The sequence below is a fragment of the Nocardioides sp. genome (genome assembly GCF_025965415.1).
Taxonomy (GTDB): domain Bacteria; phylum Actinomycetota; class Actinomycetes; order Propionibacteriales; family Nocardioidaceae; genus Nocardioides.
Genome location: NZ_JAOPWY010000085.1, coordinates 46,714 through 71,830 on the forward strand (window position 1 = coordinate 46,714; position 25,117 = coordinate 71,830).

The following is a 25,117-nucleotide window of genomic DNA, read 5'->3' on the forward strand; positions in this document are numbered from 1 at the left end:
ACGGCATCAGGCCCGCGCGCGCCACTCCTCGGCGAGCAGGGCGTACTCGTAGGAGTCGGTCCAGGTGCCCTTGGACCAGAAGTCGCCGACCTTGTGGCTCTCGCGCCGCATCCCGAGGCGCTCGCAGAGCGCGGCGGAGCGGTCGTTGCGCGCGTCGAGGTTGGCGACGATGCGCCGCAGCCCGTAGTGGTCGAAGCCCAGCCGGAGCACCGCCTGCGCGGCCTCGGTGGCATAGCCGCGACCGCCGTGCTGCGGCAGGATCGTCCAGCCGATCTCGCCCTCGCTGAGCCCGGTGCCCTGCAGGTGCAGCATCGAGTCGCCGATGACCGCCCCCTCGTGCTCGACGGCCATGCCCACGAACCGCCCGTCGCCGGGCTCGGTGCGCCGGCGCACCATCTCCCGCACCTCGGCCGGGTTCTGCTGACGGCTCAGCAGGAGGCTGGTCCACTCCTCGGAGGCCCAGGCGTCGACGAACGCGTCGGCGTCGCGGGCCTCGAAGGGTCGCAGCACCAGCCGCTCGGTGCGCAGCGGCCAGGTCGGCGTCGCCGGCGTCAGGAACTCCCGGCGCGGGGCGTCGACCCACCTCTCGCGCACGGTCGGTCCGGCGAAGCGCAGCCGGTCGTACGCCGTCATCGGCAGCAGCAGCGAGTCGAGCCCGGGGACGGCGAGCACGCCGTCGACCGCCTCGCCGAGCATCCCGCGCGCGACGGGGTCGTGCGGGTCCTGGCGCAGGAGGTCGACCGCGGCGGCGGCCTCGGCCACGCGCTCGGTCTTCTGCCTGATCCGCACCGGCGAGACCTCGCGCAGGCAGACGTGCTGCCCCGACAGGTAGTGGAGCCACTCCCGCTGACCGGTCGCGGTGTCGTCGTCCCAGAACGCGACGAACCAGTCGTGCAGCCGGTCCACCCCGCCGGCGATCTCGGCCGGCCTCCCGTGGGCCGCGGGCACCATCGGCGTGCCGTCGTGGAGGACGTACGACGGCAGCGGCAGGAGGTCGTCGAGCATCAGGGCCATCGCCTCGGGCGTGGCGGGGACGAAGTGCTCGCGGACGTAGGCGTCGTCCTCGGCGGTCATCGGGTGGTCGCCGTTGACGGCGACGTAGCGGTCGTGGACCGCCATCGCGACCCGAGGCGTCAGCTCGTCATCTCCCACACGGTCAACCCTGCCATCAACACGCAGACCGTCGCACCCACGTAGTGCAGGGCCGAGAGCCTGACCCGCTGGAGCAGCAGGCGCCCGACGATCACCGCGAGGCCGGAGACCGCCAGGAGCGCGCCCCAGGCGCCGAGGAAGACCGAGACCGGGTCGTCGTACTTCGCGACGAGGGAGATCGTCAGGAGCTGGGACAGGTCGCCCCACTCGGCGGCGAAGAGCACGAGGAACGACGTGACCACGACGCGGAACCCGTGGGCGGTGGAGTCGGCCTTCGCGGCGTACTCGTCCTCCTGCCCGGGCTCGTCCGCGTCGGCGGTCCGCGCCTCGCGGAACAAGATGACCGCGCCGATCACGAACATCAGCGCGGCGATGCCGTGGACGAGCTGCTCGGGCAGGAAGGAGGCGGCCTTGCCGAGGCCGACCGCGACGCCCGTCTGCACCAGGAAGGCCAGCGCGACCCCGATCCAGACGAAGAGGGGTCGCATCTTGGTCGACATCACCAGCGTGGCGATGAAGGTCTTGTCGGGGAGCTCGACGACGAAGATGGCGCCGAACGCGAGGGCCACCACGAGGAGATCGATCACCGGCAGAGTGTGTCAGCCGGTGCCCGACCGGGGGCTAGGCACCCCGGAACGCGTCCGCCGCATAGACCCCGAGGACCTTGACCTCGGTGGTGAAGAAGGCCAGCTCCTCCAGCGCGTTGCGCACGCCCGGGTCGTCGGGGTGGCCGTCGACCTCGGCGAGGACCTGCGTCGCGGTGAAGTGGCCACCGACCATGTAGCTCTCGAGCTTGGTCATGTTGACGCCGTTGGTGGCGAAGCCGCCGAGCGCCTTGTAGAGCGCCGCGGGGAGGTTGCGGACGTTGAAGATGAAGGTCGTCACGACGGGCCCGTCCCCGGCGCTCGCCTGCTCGAAGTCGCGGGACAGCACCACGAAGCGGGTCGTGTTGTGGTCCTCGTCCTCGATCTCCTCGCGCAGCACCTGGAGGCCGTAGATCTCAGCGGCCAGCGGCGGCGCGATCGCGGCCTGGGTCGGGTCGCCGGACTCCGCGACCTCACGGGCCGCGCCGGCGGTGTCACCGGCGACGACGGGGGTGAGGCCGAGCTCGCGGATCACCCCGCGGCACTGCCCGAGCGCGTGGACGTGGCTGTGCACGGTGCGCAGCGACCCGATACTCGCCTCCGGCAGCGCCATGAGAGAGAACTGGATGCGCAGGAACCGCTCACCGACGATGTGCAGGTCGGAGGTCGGCAGGAAGTGGTGGATGTCGGCCACGCGGCCGGCGATCGAGTTGTCGATCGGGATCATCGCGAGGTCGGCGTGGCCGTTCTCCACGGCCGCGAAGGCGTCCTCGAAGGAGGCGCACGGCACCGCTTCCCAGTCCGGGTAGGCCTGCTGGCACACCAGGTGGGAGTTGGCTCCCGGCTCGCCCTGGTAGGCGATGCGGCGGGTCGGGCCCGGCCCCTCTGGCTGCGTCACGTCGGGGAGTCTGGCACGACCGGCCGTGTCCGACCGGCCCTGACCGCCCCGCGAACATAGGCTCGGGGCGTGCTCGCCCTCTCCGTCGCCGCCGTCGTCCTCGCCGCCCTGGCCTGCGTCCTCGCCGGCCTCGCGCTGCGTCGTACGCCCCCGCGTCCCGGCGGTGACGGTGTCGATGCGCTGCCCGAGGACGTGCACGGCCTCCGGCAGGAGGTCGCGGCCCTCAAGGCGGAGAACGCCGACGCGCTGCGCCACCTCTCGGTCGTGCGCTACGACGCCTTCGGCGACGTGGGCGGTCACCTGAGCTGGAGCCTGGCGCTGCTCGACGACGCCGGCCACGGCACCGTGCTGACCTCGATCCACGGCCGCAGCGAGGCCCGCACCTACGCCAAGTCCATCGCCGGCTGGACGTGCGAGCAGCAGCTCTCCCCCGAGGAGCTCGAGGCGATCGAGCACGCCCGCCCCTGAGCGGTCACCGGCGCACGTGCGCGAGCCGTCAAGATCGCGCACCCGGCGCGTCAGTAGGGCATCAAGACCCTGTTGCCGGGCCTTGCGCGGTGCTTGCCTGAAGGGATGGTCCTCTCGCCGAACCCGGCCGCCGACCAGAAGGCGTGGTGGCAGTCCCCGTCGCTCGTCCGCGGCGCCGCGGTCGTCGTACCCCTGGTCGTGTGCGCCGTGCTCGCCACGGTGCGTGACCTCCTCCCGGCCGCGAGCGCGGTGCTGGTCCTCGTGCTCTGCGTCGTCGCCGTCGCCGCCACCGGCGACCGCCCGGCCGGTCTGGTCGCCGCCCTGTCGAGCGGGGCGTGGTTCGACTTCTTCCTCACCGAGCCCTACCTCCACCTCGCCATCGACGACGGCGACGACGTCCAGGCGGCGGTGCTGCTGGTCCTCATCGGCGTCTCGGTGACCGAGCTCGCCCTCTGGGGACGTCGCCAGCAGGAGCAGGCGTCGCTGCGCTCCGGCTATCTCGACGGGGTGCTGTCGGCGGCCGCCACGGTGGCCGAGGCGGACTCGGGCCCCGACCAGGTGGTGGCCGTCGTGGGTGCCCACATCGCCGAGGTCCTCGGCGCCGACCGCTGTGCGTACGTCGTCGGCCCCGTCCACGACCCCAGGGTCGCCGTGCTCGACCGCGACGGCGTGCTGACCCAGCACGGGCAGCACCGCGACGTCGATCGGACCGGGCTGCCCGTCGACGACTACGTCGCGCTCGAGGTGCGGCGCTCGGGGCGGGTGATCGGGCACTTCCTGGTGACCGCCTCCACCCGGATGGCGCGGCCCTCGCGCGAGCAGTGCCGAGTGGCGGTCCTCCTCGCCGACCAGGTCGCCCCGCTCATCGAGGGCTGAGCGGCAGACAGCGCCGGTGCGGGCGGGCTCACACCGACGACAAGTGGCCGTCAACGGGCGCTAAGACGGCGCCAAGACCGGCCTCTCGAGCCCCACACGGGTCGACGCTCGATGGCATGAGCATCGAGAGCGGCCTGCTCGTGGGCGCGGTCATCGTGATCGCGCTCTACGTCCTCGCGGCCCTGGTCTTCCCGGAGCGTTTCTAGTGTCCGACACCCTCGGCGGTCTGTTGTCGATCGCCCTCCTCATATCCCTGCTGGCTGCCGCCTACGTCCCCCTGGGCGACTACATGGCGCGCGTCTGGACGACCCCAAGGCACCTGCGCATCGAGCGCGGCATCTATCGCCTGAGCGGGGTCGACCCCGACGCCGAGCAGGGCGCGCGGTCCTACTCCACGAGCGTGGTGGGCTTCAGCCTGGTGAGCATCGTGGCGCTGATGGGGGTGCTCGTCGGCCAGGCCGCGCTGCCGATGGACCGCGGCCTGCCGGGCATGCCGTTCTGGATGTCCTTCAACACGGCCGTCTCCTTCGTCACCAACACCGACTGGCAGTCGTACGCCGGTGAGTCGACGCTGGGCTTCACGGCCCAGATGGCCGGGCTCGCGGTCCAGAACTTCCTCTCCGCGGCCGTCGGCATGGCGATCGCCGTCGCGCTGGCCCGGGGCTTCGTCCGCTCACGCAGCGGAACGCTCGGCAACTTCTGGGTCGACCTGACCCGGGGCACGATCCGGATCCTGCTCCCACTGGCCTTCGTCGCGGCGGTGCTGCTCATTGCCGGTGGAGTCGTGCAGAGCTTCGCCGACACGACCGTGTCGACCCTCGCCGGCCACTCGCAGGTGCTCACCGGCGGTCCGGTCGCCAGCCAGGAGGCCATCAAGGAGCTCGGCAACAACGGCGGCGGCTTCTTCAACGCCAACTCCGCGCACCCCTTCGAGAACCCGACCGCGCTCACCAACCTCTCCGAGGTCTTCCTGATCCTGGTGCTCCCGGTGTCCCTCACCCGGACGCTCGGCACGCTGCTGGGCAACCGCCGCCAGGGTCTCGCCTTCCTGGGTGTGATGGGCGTCCTCTGGGTCACCTCCCTCGTCGTCGCGACGTGGGCCGAGGTCGGCGCGCACTCACCCGCGGCCCAGGCTGCGGGTGCTGCGATGGAGGGCAAGGAGACCCGCTTCGGCGAGTGGGCCTCGGCACTCTTCGCCGTCGCCACGACCGGCACCTCGACCGGCGCCGTCAACGCCTCCCACGACTCGCTCACGCCGGTCGGCGGCGGCACGGTGCTGGTCAACATGATGCTGGGCGAGATCGTGCCCGGCGGTGTGGGCGCCGGCATCTACGGCATCCTCGTGATGGCGATCCTCGCCGTCTTCGTCGCCGGCCTGATGGTGGGGCGCACCCCCGAGCTGCTCGGCAAGAAGATCAGCGCCCGGCAGATGACGTACGTCGCCCTCTACACGCTGACCACCCCGGCACTGGTACTGGTCGGCACCGGGGTCGCGATCGCGCGCGGCTCGACCGCCGACGCCATGGGCAACTCGGGCGGCCACGGCTTCTCGGAGGTGTTGTACGCCTACACCTCCGCGGCCAACAACAACGGCAGCGCCTTCGGCGGGATCACCGTCACCTCGGACTTCTTCCAGATCACGCTGGGGTCGGCGATGCTGCTCGGCCGGTTGCTCCCGATCGTCCTGGTCCTGCTGCTCGCGGGATCCCTCGCCGAGCAGGGCAAGGTCCCGGCCACGGCGGGGACGCTGCCCACCCACACACCCCTCTTCGTCGGGATGCTGGTCGGGGTCATCGTGATCATGACCGGCCTCACCTACTTCCCGGCGCTCGCCCTCGGACCGATTGCTGAGGCCCTCGCATGAGCACCCCCGACAAGCGCCTGACCACCGCATCCACCGGCGCCCTCCTGACGCAGGCGGCGCAGCAGCTGCCGGAGGCCGTGCGCAAGCTGGACCCCCGCCACATGTGGCGCTCGCCCGTGATGTTCCTCGTGCTGCTCGGCTCTGTGGCGTCGACCGTCGCCGCGGTCACCGGCCCCAGCGTCTTCACCGTCTCCATCGCCGTGTGGCTGTGGCTCACCGTCCTCTTCGGCAACCTCGCCGAAGCAGTGGCGGAGGGCCGCGGCAAGGCCCAGGCGGCGTCCCTGCGCGCGACCCGCACCGACACCGTCGCCCGCCGGCTCGGCGACGACGGGACCGAGGAGCCGGTCCCCGCTACGCAGCTCAGGGTGGGCGACCGGGTGGTCGTCGAGGCCGGTGAGGTCGTCCCCGGGGACGGCGACATCGTCGAGGGCATCGCCTCGGTCGACGAGTCGGCCATCACCGGTGAGTCCGCCCCGGTCATCCGCGAGGCCGGCGGCGACCGGAGCGCTGTGACGGGCGGAACGCGCGTGCTGTCGGACCGGATCGTCGTCCGCATCACGTCGGCCGCGGGTGACACCTTCCTCGACAAGATGATCGCCCTGGTCGAGGGCACGTCGCGGCGCAAGACGCCCAACGAGATCGCCCTCTCCATCCTCCTCGCGAGCCTGACGCTCGTGTTCCTCTCGGCGGTCGCCACCCTCGCGCCGATGGCGGCGTACTCCGGGGCTCCGCAGGACGTGGTCGTCCTGGTCGCGCTGCTGGTGTGCCTCATCCCGACGACGATCGGGGCCCTGCTGTCGGCCATCGGCATCGCGGGCATGGACCGGCTGGTCCGGGTCAACGTGCTGGCCATGTCGGGCCGCGCGGTGGAGGCGTCCGGCGACGTGAGCACCCTGCTGCTCGACAAGACCGGCACGATCACCTACGGCAACCGGCAGGCCAGCCGGTTCGTCGCGGCGCCGGGGGTGGGGCAGGACGAGCTGCGCGACGCCGCCCGGCTCTCCAGCCTGGCCGACCAGACTCCCGAGGGCCGCTCGGTCGTCGGCCTCGCGCTCGCGCAGGGTGCCGACGACCGCGACCTGCCCGGCGAGGCCACCTTCGTCGAGTTCACCGCGCAGACGCGGATGTCCGGCGTGGACCTCGCCGACGGCACGGAGGTCCGCAAGGGTGCCGGCTCGGCGATCGGCTGCTGGCTCGGCGGCGAACCCTCGCAGGAGGTCCGCGACGTGGTCGACGCGATCGCCCGCGAGGGAGGGACGCCGCTCGTGATCGGCCGCAAGGACGCGTCGGGCGCCGGCACGGTGCTCGGCGTCATCCACCTCAAGGACGTCGTCAAGGAGGGCATGGCCGAGCGGTTCGCCGAGCTGCGCTCGATGGGCATCCGGACGGTGATGATCACCGGCGACAACGCGCTGACCGCCCAGGCGATCGCCGCGGAGGCGGGGGTGGACGACTTCCTCGCCGAGGCCACCCCCGAGGACAAGATGGCCTACATCCAGCGCGAGCAGGAGGGCGGCCGGCTCGTGGCGATGACCGGTGACGGGACCAACGACGCCCCGGCGCTCGCGGCGGCCGACGTCGGCGTGGCGATGAACAGTGGTACGGCGGCGGCCAAGGAGGCCGGCAACATGGTCGACCTCGACTCCGACCCGACGAAGCTCATCGACATCGTCGAGATCGGCAAGCAGCTGCTGATCACCCGCGGTGCGCTCACCACGTTCTCGATCGCCAACGACGTCGCGAAGTACTTCGCGATCATCCCGGCGATGTTCGTGGCGGCCTACCCCTCGCTCGACCGGCTCAACGTGATGGGCCTGTCCACCCCGCAGTCCGCGATCCTCTCGGCCGTCATCTTCAACGCGCTGATCATCGTGGCCCTCATCCCGCTGGCCCTGCGCGGCGTGCGCTTCCGCGCCGCGTCGGCCACGTCGGTGCTCCGGCGCAACATCCTGGTGTTCGGGCTGGGCGGGATCCTCGTGCCCTTCGCCGGCATCAAGCTCATCGACGTGCTCGTCTCCACCATCCCCGGACTGAGCTCCTAGAAAGGGGCTGCCCACCATGCTGCTCTCCGACCTCACCCGCCAGTCGCTCGCCGCGCTGCGCCTCCTCGTCGTCCTCACCGTGCTCCTCGGCGTCGGCTATCCCGTCGCCGTCTGGGGCGCAGGTCAGGCCTTCGGCGACCGCGCCGACGGGCAGCCGGTTCGTCTCGAGGGCCGGGTCGTCGGGTCCCGGCTGATCGGCCAGCACTTCGAGGGGGACCACTGGTTCCACTCGAGGCCGTCCCCCCACGACTACGACACCCTCGCCTCGGCCCCGAGCAACCTCGGCCCGCTCGACCCCGACCTGATCGCCACGATCGGGGAGCGCCGCACCGAGGTGGCGGAGCGGGAAGGGGTGGCCGAGGCCGAGGTGCCCGCCGACGCCCTGACCGGCTCCGGCTCCGGGCTCGACCCGCACATCTCCCCGGCGTACGCCCGGCTGCAGGTCGCCCGCGTCGCCGGGGCCAACGGCCTGGCTGTCGCCGAGGTGGAGCAGCTGGTCGCGGACGCCACCGACGGCCGCGGCCTCGGCTTCCTCGGCGAGCCCGGTGTCAACGTGGTCGAGCTCAACCTCGCCGTCGCGAGCGCGGGTCAGGGTGGAGACTGATCGCATGCCCCTGCCCACCGATCGTGGACGGCTGCGCGTCTACCTCGGCGCGGCCCCCGGTGTGGGCAAGACCTACGCCATGCTCGACGAGGGCCATCGGCGGCTGGAGCGCGGCACCGACGTCGTCGTCGGCTACGTCGAGACCCACCGGCGGCCGAGGACCGAGGGAGTCGTCGCCGGGCTGGAGGTCGTGCCCCGGCGCAGCGTCGACTACCGCGGCACGACCCAGGAGGAGATGGACCTCGACGCGGTCCTGGAGCGGGCGCCGGACGTCGTCCTGGTCGACGAGCTCGCCCACACCAACGTCCCGGGCAGCACCCACGAGAAGCGGTGGCAGGACGTCGAGGCGCTCCGTGACGCCGGCATCGAGGTCATCACCACGGTCAACATCCAGCACCTGGAGTCGCTGAACGACGTCACCGAGGCGATCACGGCGGTGCGGCAGCGCGAGACCGTGCCCGACCACGTGGTGCGCTCCGCCGACCAGATCGAGCTGGTCGACATGAGCCCCCAGTCCCTGCGCCGCCGGATGGCCCACGGCAACATCTACACCGCGGACAAGATCGACGCCGCCCTGTCGCGCTACTTCCGCGAGGGCAACCTCACCGCGCTGCGCGAGCTGGCCCTGCTCTGGCTCGCCGACCGGGTCGACGAGGGCCTCGAGCGCTACCGCGACCAGCACCAGATCGACGCCACGTGGGCGACGCGCGAGCGCATCGTCGTACCCGTCAGCGGTGGTCCGGAGTCCTTCACCCTGATGCGCCGCGCGTCCCGCATCGCGACCCGCCGATCGGGGGGCGAGTGGCAGGCGTTGTACGTCACCCGGCGCGACGGCCTCACCGGCATCGCCCCCGACACCCTCACCCGGCTCGCCGCCAAGGCCGACGAGCTCGGCGGCACCTTCCACACCGTCGTCGGCGACGACCCCGCCGACGCGATCCTGGCCTTCGCGCGCGCCGAGAACGCGACCCAGGTCGTCATCGGCGCCAGCCGGCGCGGCCGGGTGTCGACGCTCGTGCGGCCCGGGGTGGGCGAGCGTGTCGTCGCGGGCTCGGGCGACATCGACATCCACATCGTCACCCACGACTACGCACGCGGCCGCACGGCCGGGCGACGTCCGGAGGTGCACAACGTAGGACCGCGCCGCCGCCTCGCCGGCCTCGCCTTCGGGCTGCTGGTCCCCGCGACGCTGAGCCTGCTGCTCTACCTCACCCCGGACCTGCACGGCCTGCCCGTGGAGGCGATGTCGCTGATGGTCGTCGTGGTGGCCACGGCGCTGATCGGGGGGCTCGCCCCTGCGGTCGTCTCCGCCCTCGCGAGCGCCCTGCTGCTCAACTACCTCTTCACCCCGCCGCTCTACACGCTGACGATCGCCGAGCCGGAGAACGTCGTCACCATCGCGATCTTCGTGACGGTCGGCATCGCCGTGGCGTCGGTCGTCGACAACGCCGCCCGCCGCACGGCCCAGGCCGGTGCCGCGCGGGCCGAGGCCGACGCGCTGACGGTGCTGGCGCACAGCCTGCTCACGTCCAGCCAGGACCTCGAGGGTCTGCTCTCCTCGGCGTGCCGCCTGCTCAACGCCCACGGCGCGGCCGTGCTCCGGCGGGAGGAGACGGGGGCTGAGGTGGTGGTCGCGAGCTGCGGCACCGCACCGACCTCGGTGGAGCGGGCCGACATGTCCGCGGTGATCGACGACCGCAGCACGCTCGTGCTCGCCGGCGGCACGCTGCCGGCCAGCGAGCGCGGCCTGCTCAACGCCTACGCCGCCTACGCCAAGGTGATGGAGGAGCGCCGCCGGGCCACCCTCGCCGACGTGGAGCGCCTGCGCCTCGCCGAGCTGGACCGGACGCGAACGGCGCTGCTGGCGGCGGTCTCGCACGACCTGCGCAACCCGCTCGCCGCGGTCAAGGCGGCGGTGGCCAGCCTGCGCAGCACCGAGGTGACGTGGTCCGCGGACGACGAGGCCGAGCTGCTGGAGACGATCGAGGAGTCGACGGACCGGCTCAGCTCCCTGGTGGCGAACCTGCTCGACATGAGCCGGATCAGCACCGGCTCGCTCAGCGTCCTCCTGAGCGAGGTGGACCTCGCCGACGCCACCCGCGCCAGCATCGCCCCCCTCGCGTGCGGGGAGCGCATCGAGGTCGACGTCCCGCCCGAGATCCAGGTCTGGGCCGACGCGGGGCTGCTCGACCGGGTGCTGGCCAACATCTGCGAGAACGCCCTGAAGTACACCCCCGAGTCCGCGCGGGTCCGGGTGGATGCGACGGTGGTGGCCGACCGCGTGGTCGTGCGGATCGCCGACACCGGGCCCGGGGTGCGCGACCACGACCAGGCCCGCCTCTTCGCCCCGTTCCAGCGGCTCGGCGACGTGCCCCAGAAGGACGGCGTCGGTCTCGGCCTCGCCGTGGCCCACGGGTTCACCGAGGCCATGGGGGGCACGATCACCTCGGAGGAGACGCCCGGGGGTGGGCTCACCTTCGTGCTGGAGCTCGCCACCCCACCGGACCAGGTCCCCGTGGACCGGGAGGCGGCCCCGTGACCTTCGTCCTGGTCGTCGACGACGACCCCGCCATGCGACGTACGTTGGCGATCAACCTGCGCGCCCGCGACTACGAGGTCGAGACCGCCGGCGACGGCCGCTCGGCCCTCCAGATCGTCGACGAGCGGATGCCCGACGTGATCCTGCTCGACCTCGGGCTCCCCGACCTCGACGGCGTCGCCGTGCTCACCCGGCTGCGGTCCTTCACCCAGGTGCCCGTCATCGTCGTGTCCGCGCGCACCGAGTCCGACGACAAGGTCGAGGCCCTGGACCTCGGCGCCGACGACTTCATCACCAAGCCGTTCTCGATCGAGGAGCTGATGGCGCGCGTGCGGGCCACCTCGCGCCGGGTCGGGCGCGAGGAGCCGGAGCTGGTCGTCGAGGTCGACGGGCTGCGGCTCGACGTCTCCGACTCGCGTGCCACGCGCGACGGCGTGGAGATCCACCTGACGCCGACGGAGTGGCGGATCGTCGAGGTCCTCGCCCGCCACCGCGGCCGGCTGGTCCGCCAGGGCGAGCTGCTCGGCGCCGTGTGGGGGCCGCAGTACGAGCGGCAGACCAACTACCTGCGCGTCCACATGGCCAGCATCCGGCGCAAGCTGGAGGTCGACGCGGCCCGGCCGGTCCTGTTCGTCACCGAGCCGGGGATGGGCTACCGCTTTGCCGCCGCGTGAGGCGCGTCAGCGCGGGACGCGCACCAGCAGCCGGCCGTGGACGCACTCCATCCACAGCTCGCGGCCCAGGCCGATCGAGTCGCCGTCGAGCTGGCGGGGGGTGTCGGTGGACGCCTTGATCCGCACCCGCACGCCCGTACGCCGGTCGATCAGCTCGTCGACGGTCTGGCTCTTGGCCAGCACCCGCACGGCCAGCGGGATCCAGGAGAGGAACTTCTTGGGGTGCAGGATCACCACGTCGAGCACGCCGTCGTCGATCGCCGCGTCGGGAAGGAGCGGCATGCCGGCCTGCAGGAAGCCCACGTTGCCCACGAGGACCGTGCGCGCCCGGTGGACGGTCGGCTCCTCGTCGTCGATCTGGATCTCGATCCTGATCGCGGGGAACATCAGCGACTTCAGGCCGGAGATGACGTAGGCGACCCAGCCGATCTTCTTCTTGATGTCCTCGTTGACGCCCTCCATGATCGCGGCGTCGAAGCCCATGCCGGCCATCACCATGAAGTGGGTGTCCTCGATGCCGTCGCCGCCGACGTTGACGAGGTCGATCGCCCGGTCCTGGCCGTTGAGGGCGACGTCGATCGCGGAGCGGAGGTAGAGCGGGATGTCGAGGTTGCGGGCCAGCAGGTTGCCGGTGCCGGCCGGGATGATCCCAACCGGGATTCCGGTGCCCGCGAGCTCGGCGCACACCTCGCGGACGGTGCCGTCGCCGCCGCAGACCATCACCAGGTCGGCGCCCGAGACCGCGGCCCGCTCGGCCATGCCGGTGCCGGGGTCCTCGATCGTCGTGTACTGCCAGGTCGGCTCGGACCAGCCGGACTCCCTCGCCATCTCGCCGACGGTCGCGCGGAACGCGCCGACGTCCTCGACCTTGATCGGGTTGAGGATCACGGCGAGGCGGCGCTCGGAGGCGTAGACCTCCGGGAGCGGCTCGGACCTCGCCGCGGTGGAGCGCGGGAGGGGGTCGATGAACGCCAGCGCGAGGAAGAAGATGGCGACGGCGAGGAGCGACCCGGCGATGACGTCGGTGGGGTAGTGGCGACCGAGCAGCACCCGGTCGGCGCACACGACCAGCCAGAAGCCGAGCGCGAGGGTGATGCCGAGGCGGCGCAGGCTCGCGCGGCGTACGAAGAGCACGAGCAGCAGGACCAGGATCGCCGCGTAGGCGGCCGTCGACGAGGCGTGCCCGGACGGGAAGCTGTAGGAGCTGAGCAGCCCGAGCTTGTCCTGCCAGTCCGGACGGTCGCGGCCCAGCCAGACCTTGAGGCCGGAGGTCGCCAGGGACGTCGCGATCATCACGACTGCGGCCAGCAGCGCGGCCCAGCGCTGCCGACGTACGACGAGGAGGACCACGAGGACGATGGTCAGGATCGTCATCCCGAGCGTGCCGAAGGCCACCTCGATCAGCCGCAGCGCGTGCATCACCCACGCGGAGTCGTTGGCCCAGTCCTCGAGCTGTCGACCCTCGGTGTCGAACGCGTCGAGGGGCGCCCGGTCGCGGGTGACGAGGAAGGCCAGGACGCTGAAGAGCGCGCCGCTGAGGAGCACCCAGGCCAGGCTGCGGTTGCGGGAGGCGGGAGTCACCCGCGAAGTATGCCCAAACCGGTTCGGATTCCCGTGGTCGCGGCGGCTAGCCTTCCCCCATGACGCGACCCCACGACGAGCCTCGCTGCGCTCCCCTCGCCGCAGGGACCCCGGAGTGATCGACCCCCGGCTCCTCCGTGACGACCCCGACCGCGTGCGCGCCGCCCAGGCCAAGCGCGGCCTGTCCGCCGACGTGGTGGACCGGGCGCTGGAGGCCGACTCCGCTCGGCGCCAGGCGATCGCCGACTTCGAGACCAAGCGGGCCGAGCAGAAGGCCAGCGGTGCCCTCGTCGCGCGGGCGCAGGGCGAGGAGAAGCAGGCGCTGCTCGCCCAGGTCAAGGAGCTGGCCGCCGGCGTGAAGGCCGCCGAGGCCGCCCGCAACGAGGCCGAGGCCGCGTGGGACGACGCCATCAAGGCCATCCCCAACCCGGCCGCCGACGAGGCCCCGGCCGGCGGTGAGGACGACTTCGTCGTGCTCGAGCACGTCGGCACCCCCCGCGAGTTCGACTTCGAGCCGCGCGACCACATCGAGCTCGGCAAGATGCTCGGCGCGATCGACCTCGAGCGCGGCGCCAAGGTCAGCGGCTCGCGGTTCTACTTCCTCACCGGCATCGGCGCGCAGCTCGAGCTCGCGCTCGTCAACATGGCGATGGACCAGGCGCGCAACGCCGGCTTCACGCAGGTGATCGCGCCGTCGCTGGTCAAGCCCCGCGCGATGGAGGGCACCGGCTTCCTCGGCCAGGCCGCCGACGACGTCTACCGCATCGAGGGCGAGGACCTCTACCTCGTCGGCACCAGCGAGGTCGCCATGGCGGCCTTCCACAGCGACGAGATCCTCGACGGCGGCGCGCTGCCCTTGCGCTACGCCGCCTTCAGCCCGTGCTTCCGCAAGGAGGCCGGCTCGCACGGCAAGGACACCAAGGGCATCATCCGGGTCCACTGGTTCGACAAGGTCGAGATGTTCGTCTACACGACCGTCGAGGAGTCGTACGCCGAGCACCAGAGGCTGCTGGAGTGGGAGAAGGAGTTCCTCGACAAGCTCGAGGTCGCCTACCGCGTGATCGACGTGGCGGCCGGCGACCTCGGCCTGAGCGCGCAGCGCAAGTTCGACTGCGAGGTGTGGATCCCGACGCAGGGCAAGTTCCGCGAGCTCACCTCGACGTCCAACTGCACCGACTTCCAGTCGCGCCGCCTCGACATCCGCACCCGCGAGGACGGCCAGACCGTCCCGGTGGCCACCCTCAACGGCACGCTCACCGCGATCACCCGCACGATCGTCGCGATCCTCGAGACCCACCAGAACGAGGACGGCTCGGTCACCGTGCCGCAGGCGCTCCGCCCCTACCTCGGCGGCCTGGAAGTGCTGAAGACCGTTGTCTGACTGGACGCCCCGGCTCGTCGCGCTCGACATCGACGGCACCCTGCTCAAGTGGGTCGAGGGCCAGACCGAGGACTACGAGACGATCACCGAGCCGGTGCTGGACGCGGTCCACCGTGCTCTCGACGCCGGCGCCCACATCGTCCTCTCCAGCGGACGGTCGCCGCACGGCATGACCCGCATCGCCGACCTGCTGAAGATCCCGCGCGAGGAGGCCGACCGCCTGTGGGTGGTGGCGTCCAACGGTGCCGTGGTCTTCCGCTACCCGCCGATGGAGGTCGTCCACGAGGAGACCTTCGACGCAGCGCCGGCCGTCGCCGCCGTGCTGGAGCACCACCCCCGCGCGCTCGTCGCCGTCGAGGAGCGCGGTGTCGGCGGCTACCGCGTCAACCGGGTCTTCCCCGCGGGCGAGATCTCCGGTGAGCAGATCATCACCGACGTCGCCGACATCGTGGGCGAGCCCGTGAGCCGCGTCATCATCCGCGACCCCGACGCCACCGCCGACGACTTCATCGAGCTCGCCGCCAGGCTGGGCCTGCACGGCACCGACTACGTCGTCGGCTGGACGGCGTGGATGGACCTGTCCCCGGTCGGCGTCTCGAAGGCCTCCGGGCTGCAGCACGTGTGCGACCGGCTCGGCCTCAGCGCCGCCGACGTGCTCGCGATCGGCGACGGTCGCAACGACATCGAGATGCTGCGCTGGGCCGGTCGCGGGGTCGCGATGGGTCAGGCCGTCGACGAGGTGAAGGCGGTCGCCGACGACGTGACCGCCTCCGTCCACGACGAGGGCGCGGCCGTCGAGATGTCGCGTTGGTTCCCCGTCGATGGGTGAGGTGCGAGCGCAGCGAGCCTCGGACCTCCCTCGTCTGGTCGCCACCGACCTCGACGGGACCCTGCTCCACTCCGACGGCACCGTCACCGCCCGCACCCGCGCGGTCCTGGCCGAGCTCGATGCGCGCGGTGTGCCCGTCGTCTTCACCACGGGCCGTCCGATCCGCTGGATGGAGGAGCTCTGGGAGGACGTCGGCGGCCACGGGCTGGCGATCTGCAGCAACGGCGCCCTCGTGTACGACGTCGCGCGCCGGGAGGTGCGCGACTTCCGCGCGGTGCCGCGCGAGGTGGGCATCTCGATCGCCGAGCAGCTGCGCGAGTCCGTCCCGGGCACGACGTTCGCGATCGAGCACACCGCCGGGTGGGCGAGCGAGACCGACTTCCCCCGCCACCCCGACGACCGGGCCGAGCGCCTGAGCGGCGACCTCGTCGACATCTTCCGCGACGACGTCGTGAAGGTCCTCGCCGTCCACCGCGAGCTGGAGCCCGAGGAGTTCTGGCGACAGGTCGAGGCGGTGGTCGGCGACCAGGTCGTGACCACCTGGTCGTCCTCCTTCGCACTGGTCGAGATCAGCGCCGCTGGGGTCACCAAGGCCACCCGGCTGGCGTCCCTCGCCGAGGAGATGGGCGTCGTCGCGGCCGAGGTGCTGGCCTTCGGCGACATGCCCAACGACCTCCCGATGCTCGAGTGGGCCGGCACGTCCTACGCGATGGCCAACGCCCACCCGTCGGTGCAGGACCTGGCCGACCACCTCGCGCCGAGCAACGACGACGACGGGGTGGCCGTGGTGCTCAGCGACCTCTTCGGCCTCGCTCGCTAGGCTCATCGCCATGTTCCGTGCCGTCCGCATCGCCGCCGCGATGCTGCTCGCGTGCCTGGGCCTGCTCCTCACGACCACGGCCCCGGCCTCCGCCGCCTGCACCTGCAAGCAGGGCGAGCTCGGCCAGCAGGTCAAACGGGCCGACGTGGTCTTCATCGGCACGATCGACCAGGTCGAGACCCAGGGCGACGACCACACCTACGACATCACCGCCTCCCGCGCCTACCGGGGCAGCCCCGAGCGCTCGACGCAGGTCGTGTCCGTCGGCGGCCGCAACGCCTGCGGCCTGGGTGCGCTCGAGGTCGGCGCGACCTACGTCTTCCTCGCCACCGGCAACGAGGCGCCGTACGCCGCCGACAGCTGCGGTGGCACGAGCGTCGCCAACCCGGCCAAGGTGGACAAGATCGAGAAGCTGCTCGGCGAGGGCACCTCGGTCGAGCCGCCTCCGCCGCCGACGGCGGTGCTGACCAAGGTCGAGGACTCCGCTCCGCCCCGCTTCGCCCGCGCGGCCGCACCCGGGGCCGCCGCGGTGCTGCTCGGCCTCCTGGGCCTCGTCGTCGTACGACGGCTCGCGCGCCGCTGAACCTCCGGCCTCCCCAATAGTCCGCATCAGTTGGCTCCCCGTAGCCGTTCCGGGAGGAGTCAATTGATGCGGACTATCGAGGGGGCGGGGGTCAGAGGTACATGCCGCCCGACGAGCCGCCGGGCTCGCGCGCGTCCTCGGTCGGCATGTTGGGCATGCCCATCGGCTGGTGGGACTCGTGCCCGCCGCTGCCCGCCGGGAGGGCGCGGCGCATCTGCTCGAGCTGCGCGCGCGAGGCCATCTGCTGGGCGTAGATCGCGGTCTGGATGCCGTGGAAGAGGCCCTCGAGCCACCCGACCAGCTGGGCCTGTGCGATCCGCAGCTCGCCCTCGGACGGGGTGCCGTCCTCGGTGAAGGGCAGCGAGAGCCGCTCGAGCTCCTCGACCAGCTCGGGCGCCAGGCCCGACTCGAGCTCCTTGATGGAGGCCGCGTGGATCTCCTTGAGCCGCTGGCGGCTGGCCTCGTCGAGCGGGGCCGCCTTCACCTCCTCGAGGAGCTGGCGGATCATGGTGCCGATCCGCATCACCTTCGCCGGCTGCTCGACCAGCTCGGTGATGTGGCGCTCACCCTCGCCCTCGCCCTCACCGTCCCCCTCCGCACCGGCCGGCTGGGTCATGGCGGGGAGCGCACTCGCCGGGATGGTGCCGATGGGCTGGCCGTCGGGTCCGACCACGACCACCTGGTCCTCGGACTCGGGCGTGCTGGGCTGCTGCTGGTCGGTCATACGTCCACCCTAGTTGGCGTCCCGAAGCACCCGGACCCCCTCCGGGCGGTGGCCGAGCCACATGCGAGGCGTCCGGACGGTGGCTGGACCACCGCCCTGCGGGAGTGTCGTACGCCGACGCGCCGGACGGCGGTGCCCCAGCCACCGTCGGCGCCCCAGGAAGGTGGCTGGACCCCGCTCGAAAGCGGAGTCAGAGGGTCAGCACGATCTTCCCGGAGTGGCTGCCGTCCTCCATGAGCTGGTGCGCCCGGGCGACGTCCTCGAGCGGCATGGTGGTCTCCACGATCGGACGGATCTTCCCGGCGGCCACGAGGGGCCAGACGTTCTCGACGACGCCGCAGCAGATCGCCGCCTTCTCCGAGGCGGGTCGCGCGCGCAACGACGTCGCGGTGACCGAGGCGCGCCTGCGCAGCAGGGCGTTGATGTCGAGCTCGCCCTTGCTGCCGCCCTGCATGCCGATGATCACGAGCCGGCCGCCCGTGGCGAGCGCGGTGACGTTGCGGCCGAGGTACTTCGCACCCATGTTGTCGAGGATCACGTCGGCCCCGCCGGCCTCGGTGAGCACCTCGACGAAGTCCTCCTCGCGGTAGTCGATCGCGTGGCTCGCGCCCAGCGAGCGGCACAGCTCGAGCTTCTCCGGGGAGCCCGCGGTCGTGAAGACCTCGGCCCCGCGCGCCGCGGCCAGCTGGATGGCCATCGTGCCGATGCCGCCCGCGCCGCCGTGCACGAGGAAGCGCTCGCCCTTCTGGAGGTGGGCGGTCATGAAGACGTTGGACCACACGGTCGTGGCGACCTCGGGCAGGCAGGCGGCCTCGACCAGCGAGACGCCGCTAGGCACCGGCATGACCTGGCCGACCGGCACCGCCACGCGGGCGGCGTACCCGCCACCGGCCAGCAGGGCACAGACCTCGTCGCCGACGGCCCAGCCCTCGACACCCTCGCCGAGCTCGGCGATCCGGCCGCTGCACTCGAGACCGATGATCTCGGAGGCGCCGGGCGGCGGCGGATAGAAACCCTGTCGCTGCAGGGTGTCGGCACGGTTGACCGCCGTCGCGACGACGTCGATCAGCACCTCGCCGGCACCGGGCCGCGGGTCGGCGACCTCGCCGACGGACAGGACATCAGGCCCACCGTCTCCGGTGGTCACGACTGCGCGCACGGAATCAGTCCTCGTAGAGATCGGTGGAGTGGTCGACCGACGAGTCGTCGGGAACCTCATCGTCCACGTCGAGCGGGTCGGGCGTGTCGGCGGGGCGGTCCCAGCTCTCGGCGAGCACCTGGGCCTTGGCCGCGATCCGCTCGACCTTCTCGGGGTCCAGGTCGCCGGCACCCGCGGCGAAGCCGAGGAGGTACGCCGTGATCGGCGCGGCGGTCTTCTGCACGTTGTGCGCCGCCACCCGGGCCAGGTCGAGAACCAGGCCCTCGTCGACCTCCGTCTCGACGTCGAGGACGTCGGCGAGCTCATCGATCCAGTCGTGAAGGTTCACGACCCCAATGTCTCGCAACCGACAGGGCGGCGGCAAGGGACGGCGGTCTCAACCACCCAGGTCACGCAGGTCGGTCCACGAGTCGATGTCGACCGCCTCGTCGCCGCTGGAGGCGACGACGGCCAGGTGCAGGGGGGCGAGGAGGCTGTGCAGCGCCATGCCGTGCTGCCCCTCCAGGTCGGGTCGCACCTCAGCGAGCCGGCCGGCATCGAGGACGCCGGCGAGCTGGCGTCGTCCGTCGCCGTCGGCCAGGAACGCGCCGTCGTGGCCGGCGGCGGCCGCGCGCAGGCGACGCATCGTCGCCGGGGTGACGCGGGGCATGTCCACCGCCAGTACGCCGACCAGCCGGGGGCGCCGCAACAACGCGTCGACCCCCGTCAACAACCCGGCGACGGGTCCGCCGCGCGGCGGGTCCTCGCACACGAAGGTGACCGGCCGGCTGGTCGGGACAGCCTCGGGCGCCACCACCACGACCTCGTCGGCGTCGAGGAACGCGTCGAGGGCCAGCTCCAGCAGGGTCCGGCCGTGCAGCTCCACGCCGGCCTTGTCGACCCCGTCCATCCGCGCGGCGGTACCGCCGGCGAGCACCACGCCGCAGAAGCCACCTGCGGTGAGGTCGAAGTCCATGCCGGCATCGTGCCAGTCTTGGACACATGAGCGATCACCCCCACACCGACCAGCTGCGGGTGCGCGTCCTCCAGTGGGCGAGCGGGCTCGACCCCGCGGACAACCGGGCCCGGCTGGCCGAGGGCGTGACGCCCGGTGCCGACCTGGTGGTCCTCCCGGAGGCCTTCGCCCGCGACTTCGGCGAGGCCGGGTCGGACGTGAGTCCCTTCGCCGAGACCCTCGACGGACCCTTCGCCAGCGAGCTCGGACGCGTCGCCGACGAGGCCTCGTGCGCCGTCGTGGCCGGGATGTTCGAGGTCGCCAAGGACCCGGAGCGGCCCTACAACACCCTCGTCGTCGCGGGCCCCAGCAGTGCGTCGTACCGCAAGATCCACCTCTACGACTCCTTCGGCTACCGCGAGTCCGACCGGCTGACCGGTGGGCCGACCGAGCCGGTCGTGGTCGACGTCGCGGGGTGGCGGGTCGGGTTGATGACCTGCTACGACCTGCGTTTCCCGGAGCTCGCGCGGCGACTGGTCGACCTCGGCGCAGAGGTCCTCGTCGTCCCGGCCGCCTGGCTGCCGGGGGAGCGCAAGGTCGAGCACTGGCGCACCCTGCTGGCGGCGCGCGCCATCGAGAACACCTGCTTCGTGGTCGCCGCCGGTCAGCCGGAGCCCCGCTACGTCGGTCACTCCGCGGTCTTCGGGCCGCTCGGCGAGACCCTCGCCGCGGCCGGCGGGGCGGAGGAGATCCTCGAGGCCACATTGGTGCGCGACGACCTCCTGGCGGCCCGTCGTACCAACCCGTCCCTGGCCAACCGTCGGCTGTAACCTCGTCCGACGTGCCTTCCCCCACCTCCGAGAGCCCCCGCGGGTCGTCCCGCGGCAAGCGGGCCGCCGAGCGGCCGCCGTCGCGGCTGCGCCGGTCACGCAAGGTGGGACCCACCCCGATCGCGCCCGCCGCGGCGCCGCCCGGTCCCACGTCGGTGCAGGCCCCGGGGCCGCAGCGGCCACCGGAGGGCCCGCGCCGGACCCTGCTGATCGTCTGCTTCGCCGTACTCCTCCTCGGCACCGCCGCCCTCGCGTGGTCGGCGGTCAACGGCGTGATCCGCACCAGCGCCTCGCTCAGCTCCCTCGGTCCCGCGCCCGGCTGGCTGGACGGGGCCGGTGCGGTGGCCGTGGTGACGTCCCTGTCGTGGCTGCTCGCGACCCGCACCGCGGGCCGGGCGGTGGTCTCCGCCGGGCTGGCGCTGGTCCTCGGGGTCGCCAGCCTGCTGATCGGTGGCCGAATCCTGCCGACCGGCGCCGCGGTGATGACGTGCGTCGTCGGCAGCGTGTACGCCGTGATGGTGACGGTGCCCGCGGTCACCTGGTGGAAGGCGGTGCGCGAGACGGTCGTCGCCACCCTCGTCGCCGCGGTGACGGCGCTGGCGGCGGTCGGCTTCGAGCCGACGGTGGCTGCCGAACGCTTCGACCTCGTGGCCCTGATGCTGGCGCTGGTCCTGGTCTTCACGATCGTCTACCGGCTCGGCGCGGGCCTCCACGGCCTCGGCCGTCGCGGGCTCATCATCGTCGCGATCGGACTCGCGGTGCTGGTCGCGACCCTGGCGTACGCCGAGCTGCTGCGGCGCTACGGCGCCCAGAGCTTCGTGTCGTCGATCCTCGACTTCGCCGACGCGACCTCCGCCCGCATCGGGGCGTTCCCCCGCCCGCTGGTCGTGCTGCTGGGCATCCCCGCCATCGTGTGGGGGACCCACGTCCGTGCCCGGCGCCGGCAGGGATGGTGGGTCTGCGCGTTCGGGGTCGCGGCGACCGTGCCGCTGGCGTCCGGGCTGGTCGCACCGGACAGCTCCTACCTCGAGGCGGCCCTGCGCGGGGCGTACTCGCTCGTGCTCGGCCTGCTGGTCGGCTACCTCGTGATCCGGGCCGACCTCGCGCTCACCGGCCCCAAGGGACGCGGCGCACGCCGTGCGGAGGAGGCGGGGCCGCACCGGCCCGAGCCGAGCCGCTTCGCCGAACTCTGACGGCGACGGGCGCCGATCGGCGGCTACGGTCGGGTAACCGCTAGCGTCGGGCGCATGGCCCGCCAAACGTCGCTCGAGATCGTGTCCGAGCTGGTCGCCAACGTGCTGAGCATCGACGTCGCCGAGGGTGACCGCGTCGAGGCCGGTGACACCGTCGTGCTGCTGGAGTCGATGAAGATGGAGATCCCGATGCTCGCCGAGCGCGGGGGCACCGTCACCGCGATCAAGGTGACCGTCGGCGACGTCGTGCAGGACGGCGACGTGCTCGTCGTCCTCGACTGACCCGCTGGCGAGGTCCTCGTTCGGCGTCGCTCCAGAGCCCTACGCTCCTGCCATGACTCCGGCCCGGGCCCGCACGGTCCACCTCGTCGTGGCGGTGGTCGCCTGGGGAGCGGTGCTCTTCCAGCTCGTGCTCGTGCTGATGGGCTCGGCCGTGCTCGTCGAGGAGGATCCGCCGAGCCTCGGCGAGAGCATCTACCGCTTCTTCGCCTACTTCACGATCCAGAGCAACCTGCTCGTCGCGGTCGCCTCGTCGGTCCTCGCCCGCGACCCGCTGGCGAGCCAGCCCTGGTGGCGCGTCGTGCGCCTGGCCGGCCTGGTCGGCATCACGGTCACCGGCCTCGTCCACTTCTTCCTGCTGCGCCCGCTGCTCGACCTGGATGGCGCCGACTACGTCGCCGACAAGGTGCTGCACATGGTGGTCCCGGTCCTCGCGATCGCGGCCTGGGCCTGGTGCGGTCCTCGACCGCGGGTCGTCCGGCGCGAGATCGCGTACGCCCTGGCCTGGCCGGTCGCCTGGACGACCTGGACGCTGGTCGCGGCCCAGGCCAGCGGCTGGGTGCCCTACCCGTTCATGGACGCCGACAAGGACGGCTGGGGTCCGGTCGTGGTGGCGTGCGTGGCGATCACGGTGCTCTTCCTGGCGTTGTTCGCGCTCGCCGCGTGGCTGGACCGCCGGCTGCCCGCGGTGCCGGTGGACGGCTCCGCCGACACCGCCCTCGGCTGAGGCTCACCCCGTCGGGCGGGGCCCTCGGCGCGGTGTGGCTAGGTTGGAGCCATGGAGTTTCGATACCTCGGCAACAGCGGACTGAAGATCTCTGAGATCACCTACGGCAACTGGCTCACGCACGGCTCGCAGGTGGAGAACGACGTCGCCACGCAGTGCGTACGCGCCGCCCTCGACGAGGGCATCTCGACCTTCGACACCGCCGACGTCTATGCCAACACCGCGGCGGAGACCGTGCTCGGCGAGGCGCTCAAGGGCGAGCGGCGCGAGTCGCTGGAGATCTTCACGAAGGTCTACTGGCCCACCGGACCCAAGGGCAAGAACGACACCGGCCTGTCGCGCAAGCACATCATGGAGGGCATCAACGGCTCGCTGGAGCGGTTGCAGACCGACTACGTCGACCTCTACCAGGCCCACCGCTACGACGTGGAGACCCCGCTCGAGGAGACGATGCAGGCCTTCGCCGACGTCGTGCGCCAGGGCAAGGCGCTCTACATCGGCGTCAGCGAGTGGACCGCCGACCAGATCCGCGCAGGCGTGGAGCTGTCGAAGGAGCTCGGCTTCCAGCTGATCTCGAACCAGCCGCAGTACTCCATGCTCTGGCGGGTCATCGAGAAAGACGTCGTGCCGACCTCCGCCGAGCTCGGCGTCTCCCAGATCGTGTGGAGCCCGATCGCGCAGGGCGTGCTCACCGGCAAGTACAAGCCCGGCCAGCCGCCGCCCGAGGGCTCGCGCGCCACCGACACCAAGGGTGGCTCCGACATGATCTCGCGCTGGATGCAGGACGACGTCCTCACCGCGGTGCAGGACCTCGAGCCCATCGCCGCCGACTGCGGCCTCAGCATGGCGCAGCTCGCCGTGGCGTGGGTGCTGCAGAACGACAACGTCGCCGCCGCTCTCGTCGGCGCCTCGCGCCCCGAGCAGGTCTCCGACAACGTCAAGGCCGCGGGCGTGAAGCTCGACGCCGATGTCATGAAGCGCATCGACGACGCCGTGGGCTCCGTCGTGATCAGCGACCCCGGCAAGACAGCCGAGGGCACGCCGAAGGGTCGCGTCGTCTGACGCCCCCTTCCGACCTCCGCTCCGAGCGGTGCTGGCAGGCGGTCAGGCCACCCGCGTGACGCGGTAGCGCACGAACGCCGGCACGGCGAGCGCCGCGACGACGGTGAAGACGATGACCAGTACGCCGCCGCCCGCCGCCGCGACCGCGGCCCCGGTGGCCGCGGCCGCGGCGCCGTGACCCACGTCGGCGATCCGCGGGCCGCCGGCGACCACCACGATGAAGATGCCCTGCAGCCGACCGCGCACCTCGTCGGCCGCGGCGGACTGCAGCATCGACGTACGGAAGGCGGCCGACGCCATGTCGGCCGCCCCGCCGATGGCGAGCATGAGCACGGCGACGACGAGCATCGCGCCAGGGGCGAAGGACGCCAGCATTGCCGCGACGCCGAAGCCGACCATCGCCAGGCCCCACACCAGGATCGCGACGATCACCGCGAGTCCCTGGCGCTCGACGTGCGACACCCAGCCCGACAGCACGCCGCCGACGACGGCACCCAGAGGGATGGCGGCGAAGAGCAGCGCGAAGGCGAGCCCGCCCTCGCTGGGGCCGCCGAAGGCGACGTCCGCCAGCTCCGGGAAGAGTGCGCGGGGCATGCCGAAGACCATCGCGATGATGTCGACGACGAACGACATCATCAGCACCGGCTGGGTCCGGAGGTAGCGGAAGCCGTCGATGACCGCCCTGATGCCCGGCGTCACCGCCGCGCCCATCACCGGGAGGGCCGGCAGGCCGACGACCGCGCCGAGGGTGGCGAAGAGGGTGATCGTGTCGAGCAGGTAGAGCCAGGAGAAGCCGACGAGCGGGATCAGCGCGCCGCCGACGAGCGGACCGGCGATGCCGCCGGCCTGCATGACCGTCATGTTGAGCGAGTTGGCCGCCGGCAGCAGGCCCTTGTCGAGGATCCGCGGCAGCAGCGCCGAGCGGGTCGGCTGGTTGACCGCGAAGAACGCCTGCTGCACGGCGAACAGGCTCAGCAGCAGCCACACGTCCTCGGCGCCGAGCGCTGCCTGCAGCCAGAAGCCTGCGCTGGTGAGGATGAGACCCACAGTGGTGATCATCAGCAGGGTGCGGCGGTCGAACACGTCGGCCAGCGCCCCGCCCCACAGCCCGAAGACCACGAGCGGGACGAGGCCGAAGACCCCGGTGAGACCGACGTACGCCGACGAGCCGGTCATCGCATAGATCTGCGCCGGCACGGCCACGACGGTCAACTGCGCGCCGACGACCGTGACGATGTTGGCCAGCCACAGCCGGCGGAAGTGCGGGTTGGCGAGTGGCCGGGTGTCCGCCAGCAGTCGCCTCTCCACGTCGGA

At 72.1% G+C, this 25,117-nt stretch carries 26 protein-coding genes; 17 read left to right on the forward strand and 9 right to left on the reverse strand.

All coding sequences use genetic code 11. From position 1 onward, the window contains the following. Nucleotides 1–6 precede the first annotated feature (6 nt). Genes JWN97_RS08925 through JWN97_RS08935 form a run of 3 tightly spaced genes read right to left on the reverse strand, consistent with a single transcriptional unit; the run spans nt 7 to nt 2,634 of the window. Nucleotides 7–1,152, reverse strand: coding sequence for a GNAT family N-acetyltransferase (locus JWN97_RS08925; RefSeq protein ID WP_297621462.1), 1,146 nt, complete (start codon nt 1,150–1,152; stop codon nt 7–9). After that, nucleotides 1,134–1,739, reverse strand: coding sequence for a TMEM165/GDT1 family protein (locus JWN97_RS08930; protein WP_297621464.1), 606 nt, complete (start codon nt 1,737–1,739; stop codon nt 1,134–1,136). The genes JWN97_RS08925 and JWN97_RS08930 overlap by 19 nt, the downstream gene beginning before the upstream one ends. A gap of 34 nt (nt 1,740–1,773) precedes the next feature. Continuing rightward, entirely contained in the window at nt 1,774–2,634 is an 861-nt protein-coding gene (locus JWN97_RS08935; protein ID WP_297621466.1) for a prephenate dehydratase, read from the reverse strand. A 69-nt stretch (nt 2,635–2,703) separates the two neighbouring features. Between JWN97_RS08935 and JWN97_RS08940 the strand changes: the two genes are divergently transcribed. The 8 genes from JWN97_RS08940 to JWN97_RS08975 all read left to right on the forward strand — a co-directional run bounded on the left by JWN97_RS08940 (nt 2,704) and on the right by JWN97_RS08975 (nt 11,701). Then, complete coding sequence (locus JWN97_RS08940; protein WP_297621468.1) at nt 2,704–3,102, forward strand: DUF4446 family protein; 399 nt, start codon at nt 2,704–2,706, stop codon at nt 3,100–3,102. Nucleotides 3,103–3,207: 105 nt separating this feature from the next. Continuing rightward, entirely contained in the window at nt 3,208–3,978 is a 771-nt protein-coding gene (locus JWN97_RS08945; RefSeq protein ID WP_297621470.1) for a DUF4118 domain-containing protein, read from the forward strand. 116 nt (nt 3,979–4,094) lie between these two features. Next, a complete protein-coding gene (locus JWN97_RS08950) occupies nt 4,095–4,184 on the forward strand; it encodes a potassium-transporting ATPase subunit F (protein WP_297621472.1) in 90 nt (29 codons plus the stop codon). Further along, the gene (gene kdpA / locus JWN97_RS08955) at nt 4,184–5,842 is read left to right on the forward strand and encodes a potassium-transporting ATPase subunit KdpA (RefSeq protein WP_297621474.1); all 1,659 of its coding nucleotides are present in this window, start codon (nt 4,184–4,186) and stop codon (nt 5,840–5,842) included. The genes JWN97_RS08950 and kdpA overlap by 1 nt, the downstream gene beginning before the upstream one ends. Then, nucleotides 5,839–7,884, forward strand: coding sequence for a potassium-transporting ATPase subunit KdpB (gene kdpB / locus JWN97_RS08960; protein WP_297621476.1), 2,046 nt, complete (start codon nt 5,839–5,841; stop codon nt 7,882–7,884). Before kdpA ends, kdpB begins: the two co-directional genes overlap by 4 nt. A 16-nt stretch (nt 7,885–7,900) precedes the next feature. After that, nucleotides 7,901–8,488, forward strand: coding sequence for a potassium-transporting ATPase subunit KdpC (gene kdpC, locus JWN97_RS08965; protein WP_297621478.1), 588 nt, complete (start codon nt 7,901–7,903; stop codon nt 8,486–8,488). A 4-nt stretch (nt 8,489–8,492) separates the two neighbouring features. Next, complete coding sequence (locus JWN97_RS08970; RefSeq protein ID WP_297621480.1) at nt 8,493–11,027, forward strand: ATP-binding protein; 2,535 nt, start codon at nt 8,493–8,495, stop codon at nt 11,025–11,027. Then, nucleotides 11,024–11,701 carry a response regulator transcription factor gene (locus tag JWN97_RS08975; RefSeq protein WP_297621482.1) on the forward strand — a complete coding sequence of 226 codons (678 nt, stop codon included), beginning with the start codon at nt 11,024–11,026 and terminating at the stop codon, nt 11,699–11,701. The genes JWN97_RS08970 and JWN97_RS08975 overlap by 4 nt, the downstream gene beginning before the upstream one ends. 6 nt (nt 11,702–11,707) lie before the next feature. Here the strand turns inward: JWN97_RS08975 and JWN97_RS08980 are convergent, their stop codons facing one another. Next, a complete protein-coding gene (locus tag JWN97_RS08980) occupies nt 11,708–13,282 on the reverse strand; it encodes a YegS/Rv2252/BmrU family lipid kinase (RefSeq protein ID WP_297621484.1) in 1,575 nt (524 codons plus the stop codon). A 115-nt stretch (nt 13,283–13,397) separates the two neighbouring features. On the opposite strand from JWN97_RS08980, the gene serS reads away from it, so the two are divergent. Genes serS through JWN97_RS09000 form a run of 4 tightly spaced genes read left to right on the forward strand, consistent with a single transcriptional unit; the run spans nt 13,398 to nt 16,895 of the window. Beyond that, complete coding sequence (gene serS, locus JWN97_RS08985; RefSeq protein WP_297621486.1) at nt 13,398–14,663, forward strand: serine--tRNA ligase; 1,266 nt, start codon at nt 13,398–13,400, stop codon at nt 14,661–14,663. After that, nucleotides 14,656–15,492, forward strand: a complete 837-nt coding sequence (locus JWN97_RS08990) for an HAD family hydrolase (RefSeq protein ID WP_297621488.1) — start codon at nt 14,656–14,658, stop codon at nt 15,490–15,492. The genes serS and JWN97_RS08990 overlap by 8 nt, the downstream gene beginning before the upstream one ends. Further along, the gene (locus tag JWN97_RS08995) at nt 15,485–16,312 is read left to right on the forward strand and encodes a Cof-type HAD-IIB family hydrolase (RefSeq protein ID WP_297621490.1); all 828 of its coding nucleotides are present in this window, start codon (nt 15,485–15,487) and stop codon (nt 16,310–16,312) included. The genes JWN97_RS08990 and JWN97_RS08995 overlap by 8 nt, the downstream gene beginning before the upstream one ends. A 10-nt stretch (nt 16,313–16,322) precedes the next feature. Next, nucleotides 16,323–16,895, forward strand: coding sequence for a hypothetical protein (locus JWN97_RS09000; protein ID WP_297621492.1), 573 nt, complete (start codon nt 16,323–16,325; stop codon nt 16,893–16,895). A gap of 91 nt (nt 16,896–16,986) precedes the next feature. Here JWN97_RS09000 and JWN97_RS09005 read toward each other — a convergent pair whose 3' ends face one another. The 4 genes from JWN97_RS09005 to JWN97_RS09020 all read right to left on the reverse strand — a co-directional run bounded on the left by JWN97_RS09005 (nt 16,987) and on the right by JWN97_RS09020 (nt 19,733). Continuing rightward, nucleotides 16,987–17,511 carry a bacterial proteasome activator family protein gene (locus JWN97_RS09005; protein WP_297621540.1) on the reverse strand — a complete coding sequence of 175 codons (525 nt, stop codon included), beginning with the start codon at nt 17,509–17,511 and terminating at the stop codon, nt 16,987–16,989. Between the two features lie 298 nt (nt 17,512–17,809). Then, on the reverse strand, nt 17,810–18,778 hold the full coding sequence (locus JWN97_RS09010; protein WP_297621495.1) for an NAD(P)H-quinone oxidoreductase: 969 nt from the start codon (nt 18,776–18,778) through the stop codon (nt 17,810–17,812). A gap of 4 nt (nt 18,779–18,782) precedes the next feature. Beyond that, on the reverse strand, nt 18,783–19,106 hold the full coding sequence (locus JWN97_RS09015) for a DUF6457 domain-containing protein (protein WP_297621497.1): 324 nt from the start codon (nt 19,104–19,106) through the stop codon (nt 18,783–18,785). 48 nt (nt 19,107–19,154) lie between these two features. Next, nucleotides 19,155–19,733: an NTP transferase domain-containing protein gene (locus tag JWN97_RS09020; protein ID WP_297621499.1), complete on the reverse strand. Its 579-nt coding sequence runs from the start codon at nt 19,731–19,733 to the stop codon at nt 19,155–19,157. Nucleotides 19,734–19,759: 26 nt separating this feature from the next. On the opposite strand from JWN97_RS09020, the gene JWN97_RS09025 reads away from it, so the two are divergent. The 5 genes from JWN97_RS09025 to JWN97_RS09045 are packed head-to-tail and all read left to right on the forward strand — an operon-like array spanning nt 19,760 to nt 23,803. Then, nucleotides 19,760–20,542, forward strand: coding sequence for a carbon-nitrogen hydrolase family protein (locus JWN97_RS09025; protein ID WP_297621501.1), 783 nt, complete (start codon nt 19,760–19,762; stop codon nt 20,540–20,542). Between the two features lie 11 nt (nt 20,543–20,553). Continuing rightward, on the forward strand, nt 20,554–21,735 hold the full coding sequence (locus tag JWN97_RS09030; RefSeq protein ID WP_297621503.1) for a hypothetical protein: 1,182 nt from the start codon (nt 20,554–20,556) through the stop codon (nt 21,733–21,735). A gap of 54 nt (nt 21,736–21,789) precedes the next feature. Then, nucleotides 21,790–22,017 (forward strand): biotin/lipoyl-binding carrier protein, encoded by a 228-nt coding sequence (locus JWN97_RS09035; protein WP_297621505.1) that lies wholly within the window; start codon nt 21,790–21,792, stop codon nt 22,015–22,017. A gap of 52 nt (nt 22,018–22,069) precedes the next feature. Continuing rightward, entirely contained in the window at nt 22,070–22,741 is a 672-nt protein-coding gene (locus JWN97_RS09040) for a Pr6Pr family membrane protein (protein ID WP_297621507.1), read from the forward strand. Between the two features lie 51 nt (nt 22,742–22,792). Then, nucleotides 22,793–23,803, forward strand: coding sequence for an aldo/keto reductase family protein (locus JWN97_RS09045; RefSeq protein ID WP_297621509.1), 1,011 nt, complete (start codon nt 22,793–22,795; stop codon nt 23,801–23,803). Nucleotides 23,804–23,845: 42 nt separating this feature from the next. On the opposite strand, the gene JWN97_RS09050 is transcribed toward JWN97_RS09045, so the two are convergent. Beyond that, nucleotides 23,846–25,111, reverse strand: coding sequence for an MFS transporter (locus tag JWN97_RS09050; protein WP_297621510.1), 1,266 nt, complete (start codon nt 25,109–25,111; stop codon nt 23,846–23,848). Between the last annotated feature and the right edge of the window lie 6 nt (nt 25,112–25,117).